Source organism: Streptomyces sp. UW30, from assembly GCF_008042075.1.
Classification (GTDB): domain Bacteria; phylum Actinomycetota; class Actinomycetes; order Streptomycetales; family Streptomycetaceae; genus Streptomyces.
On sequence record NZ_RDBN01000005.1, the window covers coordinates 440,841 to 455,407 of the forward strand.

Sequence of the window (14,567 nt, forward strand, 5' to 3'; positions counted from 1 at the left end):
GTCAACACCCGCCCCCCGTCGAACGGATCGGCGAGCACCTGCTCATCGGCAGCCCCGAACCCCACCACGAAGTGCCCGGGCAGAGCGACCCCGTACACGGGAGCCCCCGCCCGCCGAGCCACCTCCAGCCACACCACCGACAGCAGAATCGGCAGCCCCCTGCGCCGCACCAGCACCTGATGCAGCAACGACGACTCCAGCCGCTGATAGTCCGCGGCGCAGCCGCGAAACCCGTACCGCTCACCGAGCAGCTCCCGCAGCGCGGTCGCCCACGCCCGCGGCCCTCCGGGCCGGAAGGGCAGCTGTCCCGCCAGTTCGTCCAGCCGGACCTGCGCGCAGTCCATCCCCGACTCGTCCAGCGTCCCGTCGGCCTCGGCTCCCACCAGCAGGCACAGCATGGACAGGTCAGGCCGCTCGGACCGCGCCTCTTCGGCGAACCGCCGCCGTAGCTCGGCGGAACGCTCGGGCGGTGGGGGGTACAGGGGACGCATAGCTGGCTCGTGCCCTTTCACGGCGATCGGTACCGCCGCTCACAGTGATCGACAGTGGTGGCGATAGTGGTGATACGCGTGATGCGCGGCGAACCCCATCCCGGCGTACAGCCCCCGCGCGCCCACGTTGTCCGTCTCGACCTGGAGCCACGCCGCGGACGCCCCCTCGTCGAGGGCCCGCCCGGCCAGCGCGGCCATGACCCGGGTGGCCAGCCCCCGCCGCCGTAGCGCCGGATCCACCTCCACCGCGGCGAAACCGGCCCACCGCCCGTCCACGACACACCGCCCGATGGCGGCGGGCGCACCGCCGGCCTCACCCGGAACCGTCGCGAACCACACCGACGGCCCGCTGCCCAGCACCTTCAGGGCCACTTCGCTCACCCCCTTGCGCTGATACCGCGTAAGCCAAGCGTCGTCCGCCTGCCGGGACAGCACCACTCCGGCGTCCTCGTCCCGGTCGGCGACCGGTGCCAGCGCCCCGATCCACAGCTCGGCGGAGACCTCCCGCACCCACCCCAGCCGCTCCAGCTCCGCGCACAGCAGCTCCTGTGTGCCCTCGGCCCCGGTGGCGGTCTGGACGTACGCGGGGAGCCCGCGGGCGTCGTACCAGCGCCGTACGGCATCGAGGGCGGCCGGCAGCGGCAGGCCGGGGTCGCCGAGCGGCAGCGCCGAGTTGGCCCGGCGGGTGAATCCGGAGGCGGCCCGCAGCTCCCACTCGCCGAGCCGCTCGCTCTCCACCGGCCGCCACGCGCGCGCGGAGACGTGCGCGAGCTCCTCGTAGGAGGCGGCGGGCCCGCGACGGCGGGCCGGAGCGGGCGGCACCACCTTGCCCGCGACCAGTGACGCTTCCGGAATACGGACCGTCTCACCACTCTTCCGTGTGATCAGCAGCACACGGTCGTCCCATGATGCGAGAACACCCACCGTGTCGGTGAACTTCTCACCCTTGGTCGCAGGATCGTTCAGGCAGCGTACGGAGACCCGTTTACCCACGTCAGCAGCGGTGATACGGACCTCAAGGCGCCCTGTCGCAGATATTTCCACAGGTCAGTTCACCCCTCCTGTTCGGATCATGCCCAAGAACGGAGATACTAGAGGCGGGCATCGACAACGCCGCGCTCCCGCGCGCCAGGCGGCGGAGCCTGAGGAGGCCCGCCAGCGCCCTATCGAGGAGGAACGACAGCGTGACCTACGTCATCGCGCAGCCTTGTGTCGACGTCAAGGACAAGGCGTGCATCGAGGAGTGCCCGGTCGACTGCATCTACGAGGGCTCCCGGTCCTTGTACATCCACCCGGACGAATGCGTCGACTGCGGAGCCTGTGAGCCGGTCTGCCCGGTCGAGGCGATCTTCTACGAGGACGACACTCCGGAGGAGTGGAAGGACTACTACAAGGCGAACGTCGAGTTCTTCGACGAGCTCGGCTCCCCCGGCGGCGCCAGCAAGCTGGGCCTGATCGAGCGGGACCACCCCTTCATCGCCGCGCTGCCGCCGCAGGCCGAGTAGTCACCATCGGCGACCCGCACAGCGTGCCGCCTCGGTCCCGTACGGCCTGATCGTCGTGCGGGACCGAGGCGTTGCCGTATCCGGCAGTACCAGAAAGTGAGCCAGATCCCGTGTCCGCAGTCTCCGAGCGTCTTCCGACCTTCCCCTGGGACAAGCTGGAGCCGTACAAGAAGACGGCCGCCGCGCATCCGGACGGCATCGTCGACCTCTCCGTCGGCACGCCGGTCGACCCGGTTCCCGAGCTGATCCAGAAGGCCCTGATCGACGCGGCGGACTCCCCGGGCTATCCGACGGTCTGGGGCACCCCGGCGCTGCGCGACGCGATCACCGGCTGGGTGGAGCGCCGCCTGGGCGCCCGCGAGGTCACCCACCAGCACGTCCTGCCGATCGTCGGCTCCAAGGAACTCGTCGCCTGGCTCCCCACCCAGCTGGGCCTCGGCCCCGGCGACAGGGTGGCCTACCCGCGCCTCGCGTACCCGACGTACGAGGTGGGGGCCCGCCTCGCCCGCGCCGAGTACGAGGTGTACGACGACCCGACCGAGCTGGACCCGCGCGGCCTGAAGCTGCTCTGGCTGAACTCGCCGTCCAACCCCACCGGCAAGGTCCTGTCGAAGCAGGAACTGACCCGGATCGTGGCGTGGGCCCGCGAACACGGCATCCTGCTGTTCTCCGACGAGTGCTACCTGGAGCTGGGCTGGGAGGCCGACCCGGTCTCGGTCCTGCACCCGGAGGTGAACGGCGGCTCGTACGAGGGCATCGTCGCCGTGCACTCGTTGTCGAAGCGCTCGAACCTGGCGGGGTACAGGGCGGCGTTCCTGGCGGGTGACCCCGCCGTCCTGGCTCCCCTCCTGGAGATCCGCAAGCACGGCGGCATGATGACGTCCGCCCCGACCCAGGCTGCGGTCGTCGCGGCCCTGGGCGACGACGAGCACGTCCGCGTCCAGCGCGACCGCTACGCCGCCCGCCGCACGGCCCTGCGCGAGGCCCTGGAGGCCCACGGCTTCCGGATCGAGCACAGCGAGGCCAGCCTCTACCTCTGGGCCACCCGCGACGAGTCCTGCTGGACCACGGTCGCCCACCTGGCCGACCTCGGCATCCTGGTGGCCCCCGGCGACTTCTACGGCGAAGCGGGCGCCCGGCACGTTCGGGTCGCGCTCACGGCGACGGACGAGCGGGTGGCGACGGCAGTACGACGTCTGGCGTGACCGTGTACGGCTGCCGGGCACCGGGTGAACCCGCCCGGCCCCTGCCGACGTAGGCACGCAAAAGCCGACGGGGCCCAGGAATCTTCCTGAACCCCGTCGGCGGTGAAGCCGGACGCAGCCGACCGTCAGCCGACCGGCAGGCCCTGCACCGGCAGCGAACCGGTCGCCGGCAGGCCACCCTGCGTGGCCGACCCGGCCGCGTCGCCGAGGACGGCCCCGACCTGCCCGGCCACGCCACCCGCGGTCTCCTGCGCGGCAGCGGCCCGCTCCTTCGCGACCTTGCCGCCGGTCTTCGTCACCTTGCCGCCGGCCTTGGCCGCGGTCGGGACCGCCTTCTTCGCGGCCTTGCCGCCGCTCTTGGTCACCTTGTCGCCGGTCTTGGCCGCGGTCGGCAGCGCCTTGTCGACCGCCGTGTCGACGGCGCCGCCCGCGAGCCCGGCGGCGTTCTGGGTCGCGCCGTCGACGACAGTCGTGCCGTCCAGGGCGGTCAGCCCGCCGACCTTGGAGGCGTCGGGCAGTTCGGGGGCCGCGCTGGCGGAGCCGGCCGCACCGACCCCGGCAGCCGCTCCCGCAGCGACGAGCAGCGCGGCACGAGCGATCCGGCGGGTCAGGGGGAGGGACATGATGCTCCTTCGACGGGTCTGTCGGATGAGAACGATGAAGTGTCCGACCGCGTCCGGCAGTTGACCGACTCACTTCGGCGACTGACGGCGGACCGACTGGCTGTTGATCTCCGGGCTCGGACGCAGTGACTACCGCTCGAAGCCCGCGAAGGTTGCGGCGCCCCAATGTAAAGAGTTGGCAATGCGTCGCATTATCGCCTGCGGATAAAAACGGGCAAAGCGCGTCCTGCCCGAAAGCCCGCCGAATCCTTACAGCCCTTTGCGCTCAAGGCTTTTTACGGATTCGAGGATGGCCGCGCGAAAACCTGCCCATACCGTCGCCGCCCGACACTTCGACCAACCCGTGGGGGTGATCCGTCGAYCTGCCGCGCGTACTACCGGGACGTGACGATCCGAACCGGGCTCACGCCGCTCCCGGCCCCCGACGCACCCGCCCCGCCGCTCGCGCGCCACTGGCTGTCGGTGTTCCCGGCGACCCACTCCCGCCCGGCGTACGACACCCGCTTGATGTGCAGATCGGAGGCGTTGGCCACGGCCCAGTGGGCCAGCTGCCAGCCGCGCTCGCGCGCACCGCGCCCGGCGCCGGAATCCTCGTCGGCCCGCACCGGCAGCTCGACGGTCCGCTCGTCCTTCTTGATCACGGACGGCGTGGGCGAGGGCGAGGCCTTCTCGCCGCTCACCTCCGCGGCGGCCGGCTGGAGCGCGTCCCGCCCGAAGTCCCGCAGCAGCGCGTCCCGCACGGCGTCCGCACCCGCGGCCCGCGTGGCCCCCGGACGCCCCTCGCAGGTCAGCGTGGCCGCCGAACGTCCCGTGAGCGCGGCGGCGAGCAGCGTCGCGTCCGGCTCGTGCTTGGCGTACGCCTCCGGAAAGCCGCTGCGCTGGACCCGCTGGGCGGCGACGGTGAGCGGCAGCCGCGTGTAGTCGCGGACCTTGACCAGGTGCTCGTAGAAGACGCCCGCCGCGTAGATCGGGTCGCGGATCTCCTCCGCGGTGCCCCAGCCCATCGAGGGCCGCTGCTGGAACAGGCCCAGCGAGTCACGGTCGCCATGGTCGATGTTGCGCAGCCCCGACTCCTGGAGAGCCGTGGCGAGCGCGATCGTCACGGCCTGCTCGGGCAGCCCGCGGCCGGTGCCGACGGCCGCGATCGTCGCCGCGTTCACCGCCTGCTCCGGCGTGAACTCGTATCTGGCCCCGTCGCCCTTGCCCGACACCACGTCGCAGCCCGGCGTCCCGGTGCCTCCGGTGACGTACTGCACCGCGAGGTAGCCCGCGACGGCGAGCAGGACCATGAAGGCCGCTCCGCGACGCAGGAGACGGCCATGACGTTTGCGGGAGGGCGACGGCTCTGGCACGCCTACAAGGTAGCTGAGGCTACTGAGGGGTATGGGCGGGGTTGAAAATCAGTGGGGAAAGTGGGGTGACTGCGCGGCGGGTTAGGGTCGGCACCATGGCCGACACCTCCCTTGACCTCACGCTGGACGCCGCGAAGCTCACCGCGCAGCTCGTCGACTTCCCCTCCGTCAGCGGCACGGAAAAGCCCCTGGCGGACGCCATCGAGACCGCCCTGCTGGCCCTGCCGCACCTGACGGTCGAGCGGTACGGCAACAACGTGTTGGCGCGCACGCACCTGGGCCGGCCGGAGCGCGTGATCCTCGCCGGCCATATCGACACGGTGCCGATCGCGGACAACGTCCCCTCACGCCTGGACGAGGACGGCGTCCTGTGGGGCTGCGGCACCTGCGACATGAAGTCCGGCGTCGCGGTCCAGCTCCGCATCGCCGCTACGGTCGTGGCCCCGAACCGCGACCTGACCTTCGTCTTCTACGACAACGAAGAGGTCACCGCCGACCTCAACGGCCTCAAGCACGTCGCCGAGAACCGCCCGCAGTGGCTGGAGGGCGACTTCGCGGTACTGCTGGAGCCGTCGGACGGCGAGGTCGAGGGCGGCTGCCAGGGCACGCTCAGGGTCCTGCTCAAGACCAAGGGCGAGCGGGCCCACTCCGCGCGCAGTTGGATGGGCTCGAACGCGATCCACACGGCGTCGCCGATCCTGGCCCGCCTCGCCTCGTACGAACCGCGTTACCCGGTGATCGACGGCCTGGAGTACCGGGAAGGCCTGAACGCGGTCGGCATCTCGGGCGGAGTGGCGGGCAACGTCATCCCCGACGAGTGCGTCGTGACGGTCAACTTCCGCTACGCCCCGGACCGCACCGAGGAGGAGGCCGTCGCGCATGTCCGCGAGGTCTTCGCCGACTGCGGTGTCGAGGAGTTCGTGGTCGACGACCACAGCGGCGGCGCACTCCCCGGCCTCTCCCACCCGGCGGCCGCGGCGTTCATGGAGGCGGTCGGGGGCATCCCGCGCCCCAAGTACGGCTGGACCGACGTCTCCCGCTTCTCGTCCCTGGGCATCCCGGCGGTCAACTACGGCCCCGGCAACCCGCACTTGGCGCACAAGCGGGACGAACGGGTCGAAACGGCGAAGATCCTGGCGGGCGAGGAGCGGCTGAGGGCGTGGCTCACGGCCTAGTGCTCGCAGACGGCTGGGCGTGGACATGGGCATGAGCGCAGGTGAAGCCCGGTGGACAGGGGTCAGCCTCGGGATCGCCCGGGCGGCGCTTCACGGCAGACATGCTCACGTCCCCCGTCCGTAACCCGCGTGGATCTACGCTGAGGTGGATAGACCTGCAAGACCCGCAGGCCCCGCAGCGGAGGGAGCGCACATGGCTACCGGCAACCCCGAGGGGAAGAAGCAGCCACCGACGGAGCAGCGTCTGGGACCGGTTCTCCGGAGGCGTGGGCAGGTGACGGCGAGCACGACCGACCAGCGACTGCTGGACGCGGGCGGCCCGTCCGACTGGGTCCACACCGACCCCTGGCGCGTCCTGCGCATCCAGTCGGAGTTCATCGAGGGCTTCGGCACGCTCGCCGAACTCCCGGCGGCGATCAGCGTGTTCGGCTCGGCGCGCACCCCGGTCGACTCTCCCGAGTACGACGCCGGAGTGCGCCTCGGCCGAGGGCTGGTCGAGGCGGGCTTCGCGGTGATCACCGGCGGGGGCCCAGGGGCCATGGAGGCCGCGAACAAGGGCGCCTTGGAGGCGAAGGGCATCTCGGTCGGCCTCGGCATCGAGCTGCCCTTCGAGCAGGGGCTGAACCCCTACGTCGACATCGGCCTGAACTTCCGGTACTTCTTCGTCCGCAAGATGATGTTCGTCAAGTACGCCCAGGGCTTCGTGGTCCTCCCCGGCGGCCTCGGCACCCTCGACGAACTCTTCGAGGCCCTCACCCTCGTCCAGACCCAGAAGGTCACCCGCTTCCCGATCGTCCTGTTCGGCAGCGAGTACTGGGGCGGCCTGGTCGACTGGCTGAAGAACACGCTGATCGCCCAGGGCAAGGCGTCGGAGAAGGACCTGATGCTGTTCCACGTCACGGACGACGTGGACGAGGCGGTGGCACTGGTGTCGAAGGAGGCGGGGCGCTAGCGCTGGTCGCGTCCTTCAGGGCGGCGGGGGCGAGGAAGGCGGTTACGCCAGCCCCCGCCGCGCCACAGCCGGCGGCCGATGGCCCGCGATCGTCGCCACCATGTCCACGACCTGCCGCGTCTCCGCCACCTCATGCACCCGATACACCTGAGCCCCCAACCACGCCGAAACGGCAGTCGTCGCGAGCGTCCCCACCACCCGCTCCTTCAGCGGCTTGTCCAGCGTCTCCCCGACGAAGTCCTTGTTGGACAGGGAGACCAGCACCGGCCACCCCGTCTCCACCATCTCCCCGAGCCGCCGGGTCGCCTCCAGACTGTGCCGGGTGCTCTTCCCGAAGTCGTGCCCGGGATCGATCAGGATCGACTCCCGCGGCACCCCCAGCTCCAGCGCCCGCTCGGCCAGCCCCACGGTCACCCGCAGAATGTCCGCCATGACGTCGTCGTACGTCACCCGATGCGGCCGGGTCCGAGGCTCCGCACCCCCGGCGTGCGTGCACACCAGCCCCACCCGATAGCGCGCGGCGACCTCCGCCAGCCCGGGATCGACACCGCCCCACGCGTCGTTCAGCAGATCTGCGCCGGCCTCGCACACCGCGGCGCCCACCTCGGCCCGCCAGGTGTCCACGCTGATCACGACATCCGGGAAACGCCGCCGCACCTCGGCCACGAAGCCGACCGTGCGCCGCGCCTCCTCCTCGGCGGTCACCTCTTCCCCCGGCCCGGCCTTGACCCCACCGATGTCGATGATGGCGGCGCCCTCCGCGACCGCCTGTTCCACGCGCGCGAGGGCAGGCTCGTCGCGGAACGTCGCCCCTTGGTCGTAGAAGGAGTCCGGGGTCCGGTTCACGATCGCCATGATCACCGGCTCATGCGTGTCGAACTCACGCCTGCCCAGCCTGAGCATCCCCTGTGACCTCTCCTTGAGCTTCCTGGTACGTCCTGGCCTTACGGCCGCCTGCGACCTTAACTGTCAGAGTCGCATGGCACGATCGGACACTGACACACTCGACCGCACGCATTCATCGACCGTGGGGGCCACAGCGATGGTTATGTTCCTGTTCCTGGTCGTCGCGCTGGCCGTCGTGGTCGCCGCGGTGACACTCGCCGTGGTGGGCGGCGGAGAGGGCGAGGGCCCGCTGCCGGAGGCAGCGCCCGAGCGCCTCCGGGACCCGCTGCCCCCGGACCGCCCGGTCAACCGCGCAGACATCGAGAGCCTCCGCTTCCCGCTCACCGCCCGCGGCTACCGCATGGCCGACGTCGACGACGCCCTCAGCCGCCTCGGCGCCGAGCTCGCCGAGCGCGACGCCCGCATCGCCGACCTGGAGTCGGCCCTGGCCGGCGCCCAGAGGCCGGCCGGCCATGTCTCCATGGACAAGCCCGCCCAGGAGGACCAGCAATGAGCGACGGTACGGCTGTGGCGGGCGACGACGGCGCCCTGCGCTGCCCCTGGGCCCTGTCCACACCGGACTACGTGACGTACCACGACGAGGAGTGGGGCCGCCCGGTCCACGGCGACGACGCGCTCTTCGAACGCCTCAGCCTGGAGGCCTTCCAGTCGGGCCTGTCCTGGATCACGATCCTGCGTCGCCGCGAGGGCTTCCGCGCCGCCTTCGCCGGCTTCGAGATCGCCAAGGTCGCGACCTTCACGGACGCCGACAAGGACCGCCTCCTCGCGGACGAGGGCATCATCCGCAACCGAGCCAAGATCGACGCGACCGTCGCCAACGCACGGGTGCTGGCCGAGTGGCCCGCCGGCGACCTGGACGCCCTGATCTGGTCCCACGCCCCCGACCCGACCACCCGCCCCGCCCCGAAGACCTTGGCGGACGTCCCGGCGGTCACCCCGCAGTCCACGGCCCTGTCCAAGGCCCTGAAGAAGCGGGGCCTGCGCTTCGTGGGCCCGACCACGGCCTACGCTCTGATGCAGGCGTGCGGCCTGGTCGACGACCACTTGGAAACCTGCGTAGCGAGAAGCGCCCCGTAAGGGGCACGGGGCCGTGACATCTGCGGCTCCGCCGCGATGGGGGAGCGACCAGCTCCCACGCACCCGCGCCCCCCACCGGCGCTACCGCCCCGAGCTCATCGGCCCAAATACTTGGGCCTCTCCTTGTTCACGAAGGCCTGCACCGCAATCGCATGGTCTTCGGAAGACCCCGCCCGCGTCTGCAGCTCGTCCTCCTTCTCCAACGTCTCCTCGAGCGAGTGCGACAGCCCGAACGCCATCGCCTCCTTGATCGCTCCGTACGCCACGGTCGGCCCGTCGGCGAGCGCCCGCGCGACCTTCTCCGCCTCGACCCGCAGCTCGCCGGTCGGCACCAGCCGGTTCGCGATCCCCAGCTCGTACGCCTCCTGCGCCTTGATGTTCCGAGGGAAGAGCAGCAGATCAGAGGCCCGGCCCGGCCCGACAACCCGCGGCAGCGTCCACGAGATCCCGGAGTCGGCGGTCAGCGCGACCCCCGCGAAGGACGTGTTGAAGGCAGCCGTGTCGGCCACGACCCGGTAGTCCGCGGCCAGCGCGAACCCGAAGCCCGCCCCGGCCGCGACCCCGTTCACCCCGGCCACCACCGGCTTCGCCATCCCGGCCAGCGCCAGCGCGATCGGGTTGTAGTGCTCCCGGACGGTGCTCATGGTCTGCCCCGACCCGGTCTCCCGGTCGGCGGCCAGCAGCCCGATGTGCTCCTTCAGGTCCTGCCCCACGCAGAACGCCCGCTCCCCGGCCGCGGTCAGCAGCACGGCCCGTACGGCGTCGTCACCCGCCGCGGCCTGGACCGCGTCCCGCAGGGCGACCTTCGTCGCGATGTTCAGCGCGTTCATCGCCTCGGGGCGGTTCAGCGTGATCGTCGCGAGTCCGTCGCTCACCTCGTAGAGCACGGTGTCGGCCATGGCGTATCCCCTCCGCTGTCGCGGCTCGGCGTACCGGTCGGTACGCGCCTGTCTGAAGGACAGCATGGCGGAGATCAACGACAACGGCCCTGACCGGACGTGTGACCTGCGTCAAAGAATTCGTGTCCGATTCCGTTCGGCCGAAGTGCGTGCGGTGGCGCAGTATCGCAGTCGCTTCGCCGAATTGAGTGGTTTTGCTCGCGTGCGTTGCCCAAGCGATGCCGACTGATGTTGGTCATCGGGTCCTGAGATGCGGGATAATGGCTGGGAAGCAATGTGTTCGATGCCGGTGTCGCGTGTCTCATGCCAGACACGCGTGCCCTCCATGGGGCCGTCGGCTTTGACGATGAGCTGGTTTCAGGAAGGGGAACGAGCATGGCGGCCATGAAGCCGCGGACGGGCGATGGCCCGCTCGAGGTGACCAAGGAGGGGCGGGGCATCGTCATGCGGGTTCCGCTCGAAGGCGGCGGTCGGCTCGTCGTCGAGCTGACCCCTGACGAGGCAGACGCACTGGGCGACGCCCTCAAGAAGGTCGTCGGCTGACGCGGCAGCGACCCTATCCTTTCGGCGGCCCCGGCATCGCTCATGGTGCCGGGGTTGCTGTGTCTGCGGTACCTGTGCGGTGGGTCAGGGCGTACGGCCGGTCAGGTCGTCAGCGCTTGACCGCGCACAGCAGCCCGTCCCCGACCGGCAGCAGCGACGGCACCAGGTCCTGGCTCTCCCGCACCGCGCGCAGCAGCTCCCGGATGCGTATGACCTCGGTGGGCTGGGGGCCCGAGTCGACCGTGCGGCCGTTGGTGAAGACGCCCTCGAAGACGACCAGGCCACCCGGACGCAGCAGGCGCAACGATTCAGCGAGATAGTCGAGAAACTCCAGCCGGTCGCCGTCGCAGAAGACGAGGTCGTACCCGGCGTCCGCGAGACGGGGCAGGACGTCCAGAGCGCGGCCCGGGATGAAGCGGGCGCGGTTGCTGGCGAAGCCGGAGGCGCGGAAGGCCTGGCGGGCGAACTGCTGGTGCTCCGGCTCGGGGTCGACGGTGGTCAGGACGCCGTCCGGGCGCATGCCGTGCAGAAGGTGGATGCCGGAGACGCCGGTGCCGGTGCCGATCTCCGCGACCGCCTTGGCGTCCACGGTGGCGGCGAGCATCCGCAGCGCGGCGCCCGTGCCGGGCGACACCGAGCGCAGCCCCGCCTCACGGGCCCGGTCCCGGGCCCAGCGCAGGACTTCGTCCTCGGCGACGTAGGCGTCGGCGAACGCCCAGCTCGTCTGCCGGTTGCCGGTAATGGCCCTCTCCTGTCCCCGTGGTTGCCTGGGCGTGACTGTATCCGTTGCGGCCGGGAACCCGCAGATGGGACCAGGCGTTTAGAAGGGTGGGAAGACGAGCGGGGGGACACAGTTGGATCACGACGACGAGCGAGGCCGCGAGCAAGTGCTGACGCAGGCGCACCAGCCGTGCCGGCCCAGATCAAATTCTCGTAAAACCGCTTATCCGGAGCTAACGGGCGAGGTGGCTATGGTAGGGGCTCCACTGGACACCACCAGAGCCGACAGGGGAGGTGCGGCTGCGCCTGTGGATCGGGGAGGAGTGCTTCGGCGCTTTCTCGGATCGGCGGGCAGGCCGAAATCCGTGAACGACACCGCTGACCACAGCCACGCCGGCGACTACGCCCAGACCGCGACCTTCTCCACCGACGCGGACGGGCAGGCGTGGACTCCGCCCACCTGGGAGGAGATCGTCAGCACGCACAGCGGCCGCGTCTACCGCTTGGCGTACCGCCTCACCGGCAACCAGCACGACGCCGAGGACCTCACCCAGGAAGTCTTCGTCCGCGTCTTCCGCTCCCTGTCGACGTACACGCCGGGAACCTTCGAGGGCTGGCTGCACCGCATCACCACCAACCTCTTCCTGGACATGGTCCGCCGCAAGCAGCGCATCCGCTTCGACGCGCTGGGCGAGGACGCCGCCGAGCGGCTGCCCAGCAAGGAGCCCACGCCCCAGCAGGTCTTCAACGACGCCCACTTCGACGCGGACGTCCAGCAGGCCCTCGACACCCTCGCCCCCGAGTTCCGCGCCGCGGTCGTCCTGTGCGACATCGAAGGACTGTCGTACGAGGAGATCGCCGCGACCCTCGGCGTCAAGCTCGGCACCGTCCGGTCCCGTATCCACCGGGGCCGCTCGCAGCTGCGCAAGGCCCTTGCCCACCGCTCGCCGGAGGCGCGTGCCGAGCGCCGCTCCTTCGTGCCGCGTGTGGCCGCACTGGGGGGAGGGGGCGCGACCGCGTGAACGGCTCCCGACCCAATCCGGCCGAACGACTCCTGGCCGAGCAGCATCTGGGCGACCGACTCTCCGCCCTCGTCGACGGAGAGCTCGGTCATGAGACGCGCGAGCGTGTCCTCGCCCACCTGGCGACCTGCGCCAGGTGCAAGTCCGAGGCCGACGCCCAGCGCCGGCTGAAGAACGTCTTCGCGGAGGCGGCCCCGCCGCCTCCCTCCGAGAGTTTCCTGGCCCGCCTTCAGGGCCTCCCCGGGGGAGGTGACCTGGACGGCGGCGGCTCGCCGCTGAGCGGGGGAGGTTTCGGTGGACTACAGGGACGGCCCGGCACCCCCGGCGTCTTCGGCGTGAAGCGCGGCGAGCGCTTCGAGTTCGGTTACGTCCCCTCGGGCTCCCACGCCCCGGCGCTCCCCGACTCGGACCGCGGCTTCCGCACCCACCCCGTGGCCCGTCATGACACCGACCGCTCGGCGTCCTCGCGGATGCGCTTCGCGTTGGTCGCGGCGGGCGCGGTGTCGCTGGCGGCCATCTCACTGGGCGGCGTCACGTCCAGCGCACCGACCGACGCGGAGGCACGCAGTGGCTCGGGGGCCGGCAGCAATGTGACCCCCACGCGGCCCCAGGGCGGCGGTGCCACGACGGCGCCCGAGAACCAGCGCCGCCGCGCACTGGGCCCGCTGCTCGCTCAAGGACAGGGCGAGCGCACGCTCGACGCCCCGGCGGCCCCGACCCAGGTGTCGGCCCCGGCGGCCCCGACCCAGGTGTCGGCCCCGCTGCTGCCCGGGATGCCGACCCAGCCGGCCGACCAGGACATGCACACCCTGACGGCACCCGTGATGGCCGGCGCGGCCGCCATGTCCCCGCTGATACGCCCGCTCAGCGCCACCCCGCCCCTCACCCTGACCGCCTGGTCCCCGGACGCCGGGATCACCGCGACCCCGGGTCCGCTCGCCGCACCCGTCCCCGACGCCACGTCATCCGCCTCCGCCTCCTCGGCCACCGACCGCTGACCGGCCTCTGCGCATCGGCCCACGAACCTGATTGAATCCAGCGTGGGCCGCGCGCCGTGTCCGTCGGGCCGGGCGCGGAATCGAGCACGCGGGCGTCGTTGTCGCCGCGTGCCGGATGGGGGAGGTAGCACGAAGTCGCCGGTTTCCCGGGGGAAGCCGAGCGCGACAGCGCAGAGTTGAGTAGGCATTCGGGCGCCGGGGGTTCCCGGTGGCGGTCTGCGGAGAAACCGGAGATCGCGTTCGGGCGGGGTTCTTCGCACGGCATGCGAACCGGAGCCGTCACCGCCGAGCCGCGGAACGACGGCCCACGAAGGCTGCCCCGCCGCACTCCAGCCGTGTCCGCCCGGACGTGGCACAGAGCGAAGCGTCCTACTCGAGCAACGGTCGGCAGCGAGCAGGAAGCAGAACATGAACGAGGGGAAGCCCGCGAAGGCGAAGTGGTGGAACCGACCTCGACCGCAGGGGGCCTCGGGCCACGCGGAGGGGGCGACACCGACGCCGGGCGAGACGATGCCGGTCACGCCGGACGCGGGGCCGGGAGGCTCGGCCGGTGACGTGATCTTCGCCGACGGCGATTTCGAGCTGGCCCGGCCGGCGGCGGGTGCCTCCGGTGACGCGGCTTCCGCCGAGGGGGACTTCGAGCTTCGGCCCGCTGCGAGCGGCGTTGCAGGCACGGCCTCCGACGAGGGTGACTTCGAGCTGGCCCGGCCGGTCGGGGCGCCCGCGCCCCTCCCGCCGGCGGATGCGGTCATCGCGCCGTCGGCAGACGCAGTGATCGCGGACTGCGCCGACCAGGCCGCCGCTCCCGCGGTCCCGGTCGCCGAACACCCCAAGCCCCTCCACGACCCCGACCCCTACAGCACTCCGCCCTACGGCGAGCCCGGCCCCTGGGCGCCCGCGCCGCCGGTCCAGCACCCGGCGACGACACCGGCGCACGGAACGGCCGTACCGATGCCGCCCGCGCCAGGCCCGGCTGCCCCTGCGCAGGGCGCGCAAGCCGGTCCGGTGACGTCCGTGGCAGCTCCTGCCCCGACGGCCGGCGCCCCCGCCGCAGCCACCCCGGCCCGGACGGCACCCCCGGCTCCCGCCGCCACCATCC

The 14,567-nt window shown here is 71.6% G+C and carries 17 protein-coding genes and 1 pseudogene; 11 read left to right on the forward strand and 7 right to left on the reverse strand.

Annotation, left to right across the window (positions count from 1 at the left end; translation table 11 throughout):
• Both EAO75_RS45590 and EAO75_RS03665 read right to left on the reverse strand, forming a co-directional pair.
• The coding region (locus tag EAO75_RS45590) for a transglutaminase-like domain-containing protein (RefSeq protein ID WP_222723919.1) at positions 1-491 on the reverse strand (491 nt) is incomplete at its 3' end.
• Positions 492-530: 39 nt separating this feature from the next.
• A complete protein-coding gene (locus EAO75_RS03665) occupies positions 531-1,535 on the reverse strand; it encodes a GNAT family N-acetyltransferase (RefSeq protein ID WP_147993542.1) in 1,005 nt (334 codons plus the stop codon).
• Positions 1,536-1,675: 140 nt separating this feature from the next.
• Here EAO75_RS03665 and fdxA point away from each other — a divergent pair, with 140 nt between their 5' ends.
• Positions 1,676-1,996, forward strand: a complete 321-nt coding sequence (gene fdxA, locus EAO75_RS03670; protein ID WP_030961637.1) for a ferredoxin — start codon at positions 1,676-1,678, stop codon at positions 1,994-1,996.
• Between the two features lie 110 nt (positions 1,997-2,106).
• On the forward strand, positions 2,107-3,201 hold the full coding sequence (locus tag EAO75_RS03675; RefSeq protein WP_147993543.1) for a bifunctional succinyldiaminopimelate transaminase/glutamate-prephenate aminotransferase: 1,095 nt from the start codon (positions 2,107-2,109) through the stop codon (positions 3,199-3,201).
• A 125-nt stretch (positions 3,202-3,326) separates the two neighbouring features.
• Here the strand turns inward: EAO75_RS03675 and EAO75_RS03680 are convergent, their stop codons facing one another.
• Together EAO75_RS03680 and EAO75_RS03685 are read right to left on the reverse strand one after the other, a co-directional pair.
• Positions 3,327-3,824 (reverse strand): ATP-binding protein, encoded by a 498-nt coding sequence (locus tag EAO75_RS03680; protein WP_147993544.1) that lies wholly within the window; start codon positions 3,822-3,824, stop codon positions 3,327-3,329.
• Between the two features lie 374 nt (positions 3,825-4,198).
• Positions 4,199-5,176, reverse strand: coding sequence for a heavy metal transporter (locus tag EAO75_RS03685; RefSeq protein ID WP_147993545.1), 978 nt, complete (start codon positions 5,174-5,176; stop codon positions 4,199-4,201).
• Positions 5,177-5,271: 95 nt separating this feature from the next.
• Here EAO75_RS03685 and dapE point away from each other — a divergent pair, with 95 nt between their 5' ends.
• Together dapE and EAO75_RS03695 are read left to right on the forward strand one after the other, a co-directional pair.
• Positions 5,272-6,351, forward strand: coding sequence for a succinyl-diaminopimelate desuccinylase (gene dapE / locus EAO75_RS03690; RefSeq protein WP_147993546.1), 1,080 nt, complete (start codon positions 5,272-5,274; stop codon positions 6,349-6,351).
• 193 nt (positions 6,352-6,544) lie between these two features.
• Positions 6,545-7,303, forward strand: a complete 759-nt coding sequence (locus EAO75_RS03695) for a TIGR00730 family Rossman fold protein (RefSeq protein ID WP_147993547.1) — start codon at positions 6,545-6,547, stop codon at positions 7,301-7,303.
• 42 nt (positions 7,304-7,345) lie between these two features.
• On the opposite strand, the gene folP is transcribed toward EAO75_RS03695, so the two are convergent.
• Positions 7,346-8,206: a dihydropteroate synthase gene (gene folP, locus EAO75_RS03700; RefSeq protein WP_147993548.1), complete on the reverse strand. Its 861-nt coding sequence runs from the start codon at positions 8,204-8,206 to the stop codon at positions 7,346-7,348.
• A 145-nt stretch (positions 8,207-8,351) separates the two neighbouring features.
• Here folP and EAO75_RS03705 point away from each other — a divergent pair, with 145 nt between their 5' ends.
• Positions 8,352-8,702, forward strand: a complete 351-nt coding sequence (locus tag EAO75_RS03705) for a DivIVA domain-containing protein (RefSeq protein WP_147993549.1) — start codon at positions 8,352-8,354, stop codon at positions 8,700-8,702.
• Positions 8,699-9,286 carry a DNA-3-methyladenine glycosylase I gene (locus EAO75_RS03710; RefSeq protein WP_147993550.1) on the forward strand — a complete coding sequence of 196 codons (588 nt, stop codon included), beginning with the start codon at positions 8,699-8,701 and terminating at the stop codon, positions 9,284-9,286. Before EAO75_RS03705 ends, EAO75_RS03710 begins: the two co-directional genes overlap by 4 nt.
• Before the next feature lie 95 nt (positions 9,287-9,381).
• Here the strand turns inward: EAO75_RS03710 and EAO75_RS03715 are convergent, their stop codons facing one another.
• A complete protein-coding gene (locus EAO75_RS03715; RefSeq protein WP_147993551.1) occupies positions 9,382-10,185 on the reverse strand; it encodes an enoyl-CoA hydratase/isomerase family protein in 804 nt (267 codons plus the stop codon).
• 64 nt (positions 10,186-10,249) lie between these two features.
• Between EAO75_RS03715 and EAO75_RS45595 the strand changes: the two genes are divergently transcribed.
• Both EAO75_RS45595 and EAO75_RS03720 read left to right on the forward strand, forming a co-directional pair.
• Positions 10,250-10,414 carry a hypothetical protein gene (locus EAO75_RS45595; protein WP_187284293.1) on the forward strand — a complete coding sequence of 55 codons (165 nt, stop codon included), beginning with the start codon at positions 10,250-10,252 and terminating at the stop codon, positions 10,412-10,414.
• Positions 10,415-10,560: 146 nt separating this feature from the next.
• Positions 10,561-10,728 (forward strand): DUF3117 domain-containing protein, encoded by a 168-nt coding sequence (locus tag EAO75_RS03720; protein WP_003966491.1) that lies wholly within the window; start codon positions 10,561-10,563, stop codon positions 10,726-10,728.
• Between the two features lie 109 nt (positions 10,729-10,837).
• Here EAO75_RS03720 and EAO75_RS03725 read toward each other — a convergent pair whose 3' ends face one another.
• Positions 10,838-11,536 (reverse strand): O-methyltransferase, encoded by a 699-nt coding sequence (locus EAO75_RS03725; protein WP_315986991.1) that lies wholly within the window; start codon positions 11,534-11,536, stop codon positions 10,838-10,840.
• Positions 11,537-11,771: 235 nt separating this feature from the next.
• On the opposite strand from EAO75_RS03725, the gene sigE reads away from it, so the two are divergent.
• The 3 genes and pseudogenes from sigE to EAO75_RS03740 form a co-directional block, all read left to right on the forward strand.
• A complete protein-coding gene (gene sigE / locus EAO75_RS03730; protein ID WP_037642843.1) occupies positions 11,772-12,470 on the forward strand; it encodes an RNA polymerase sigma factor SigE in 699 nt (232 codons plus the stop codon).
• The gene (locus tag EAO75_RS03735) at positions 12,467-13,468 is read left to right on the forward strand and encodes an anti-sigma factor (protein ID WP_147993554.1); all 1,002 of its coding nucleotides are present in this window, start codon (positions 12,467-12,469) and stop codon (positions 13,466-13,468) included. Before sigE ends, EAO75_RS03735 begins: the two co-directional genes overlap by 4 nt.
• A gap of 408 nt (positions 13,469-13,876) precedes the next feature.
• A pseudogene (locus EAO75_RS03740) lies at positions 13,877-14,567 on the forward strand (protease); the annotation flags it as partial.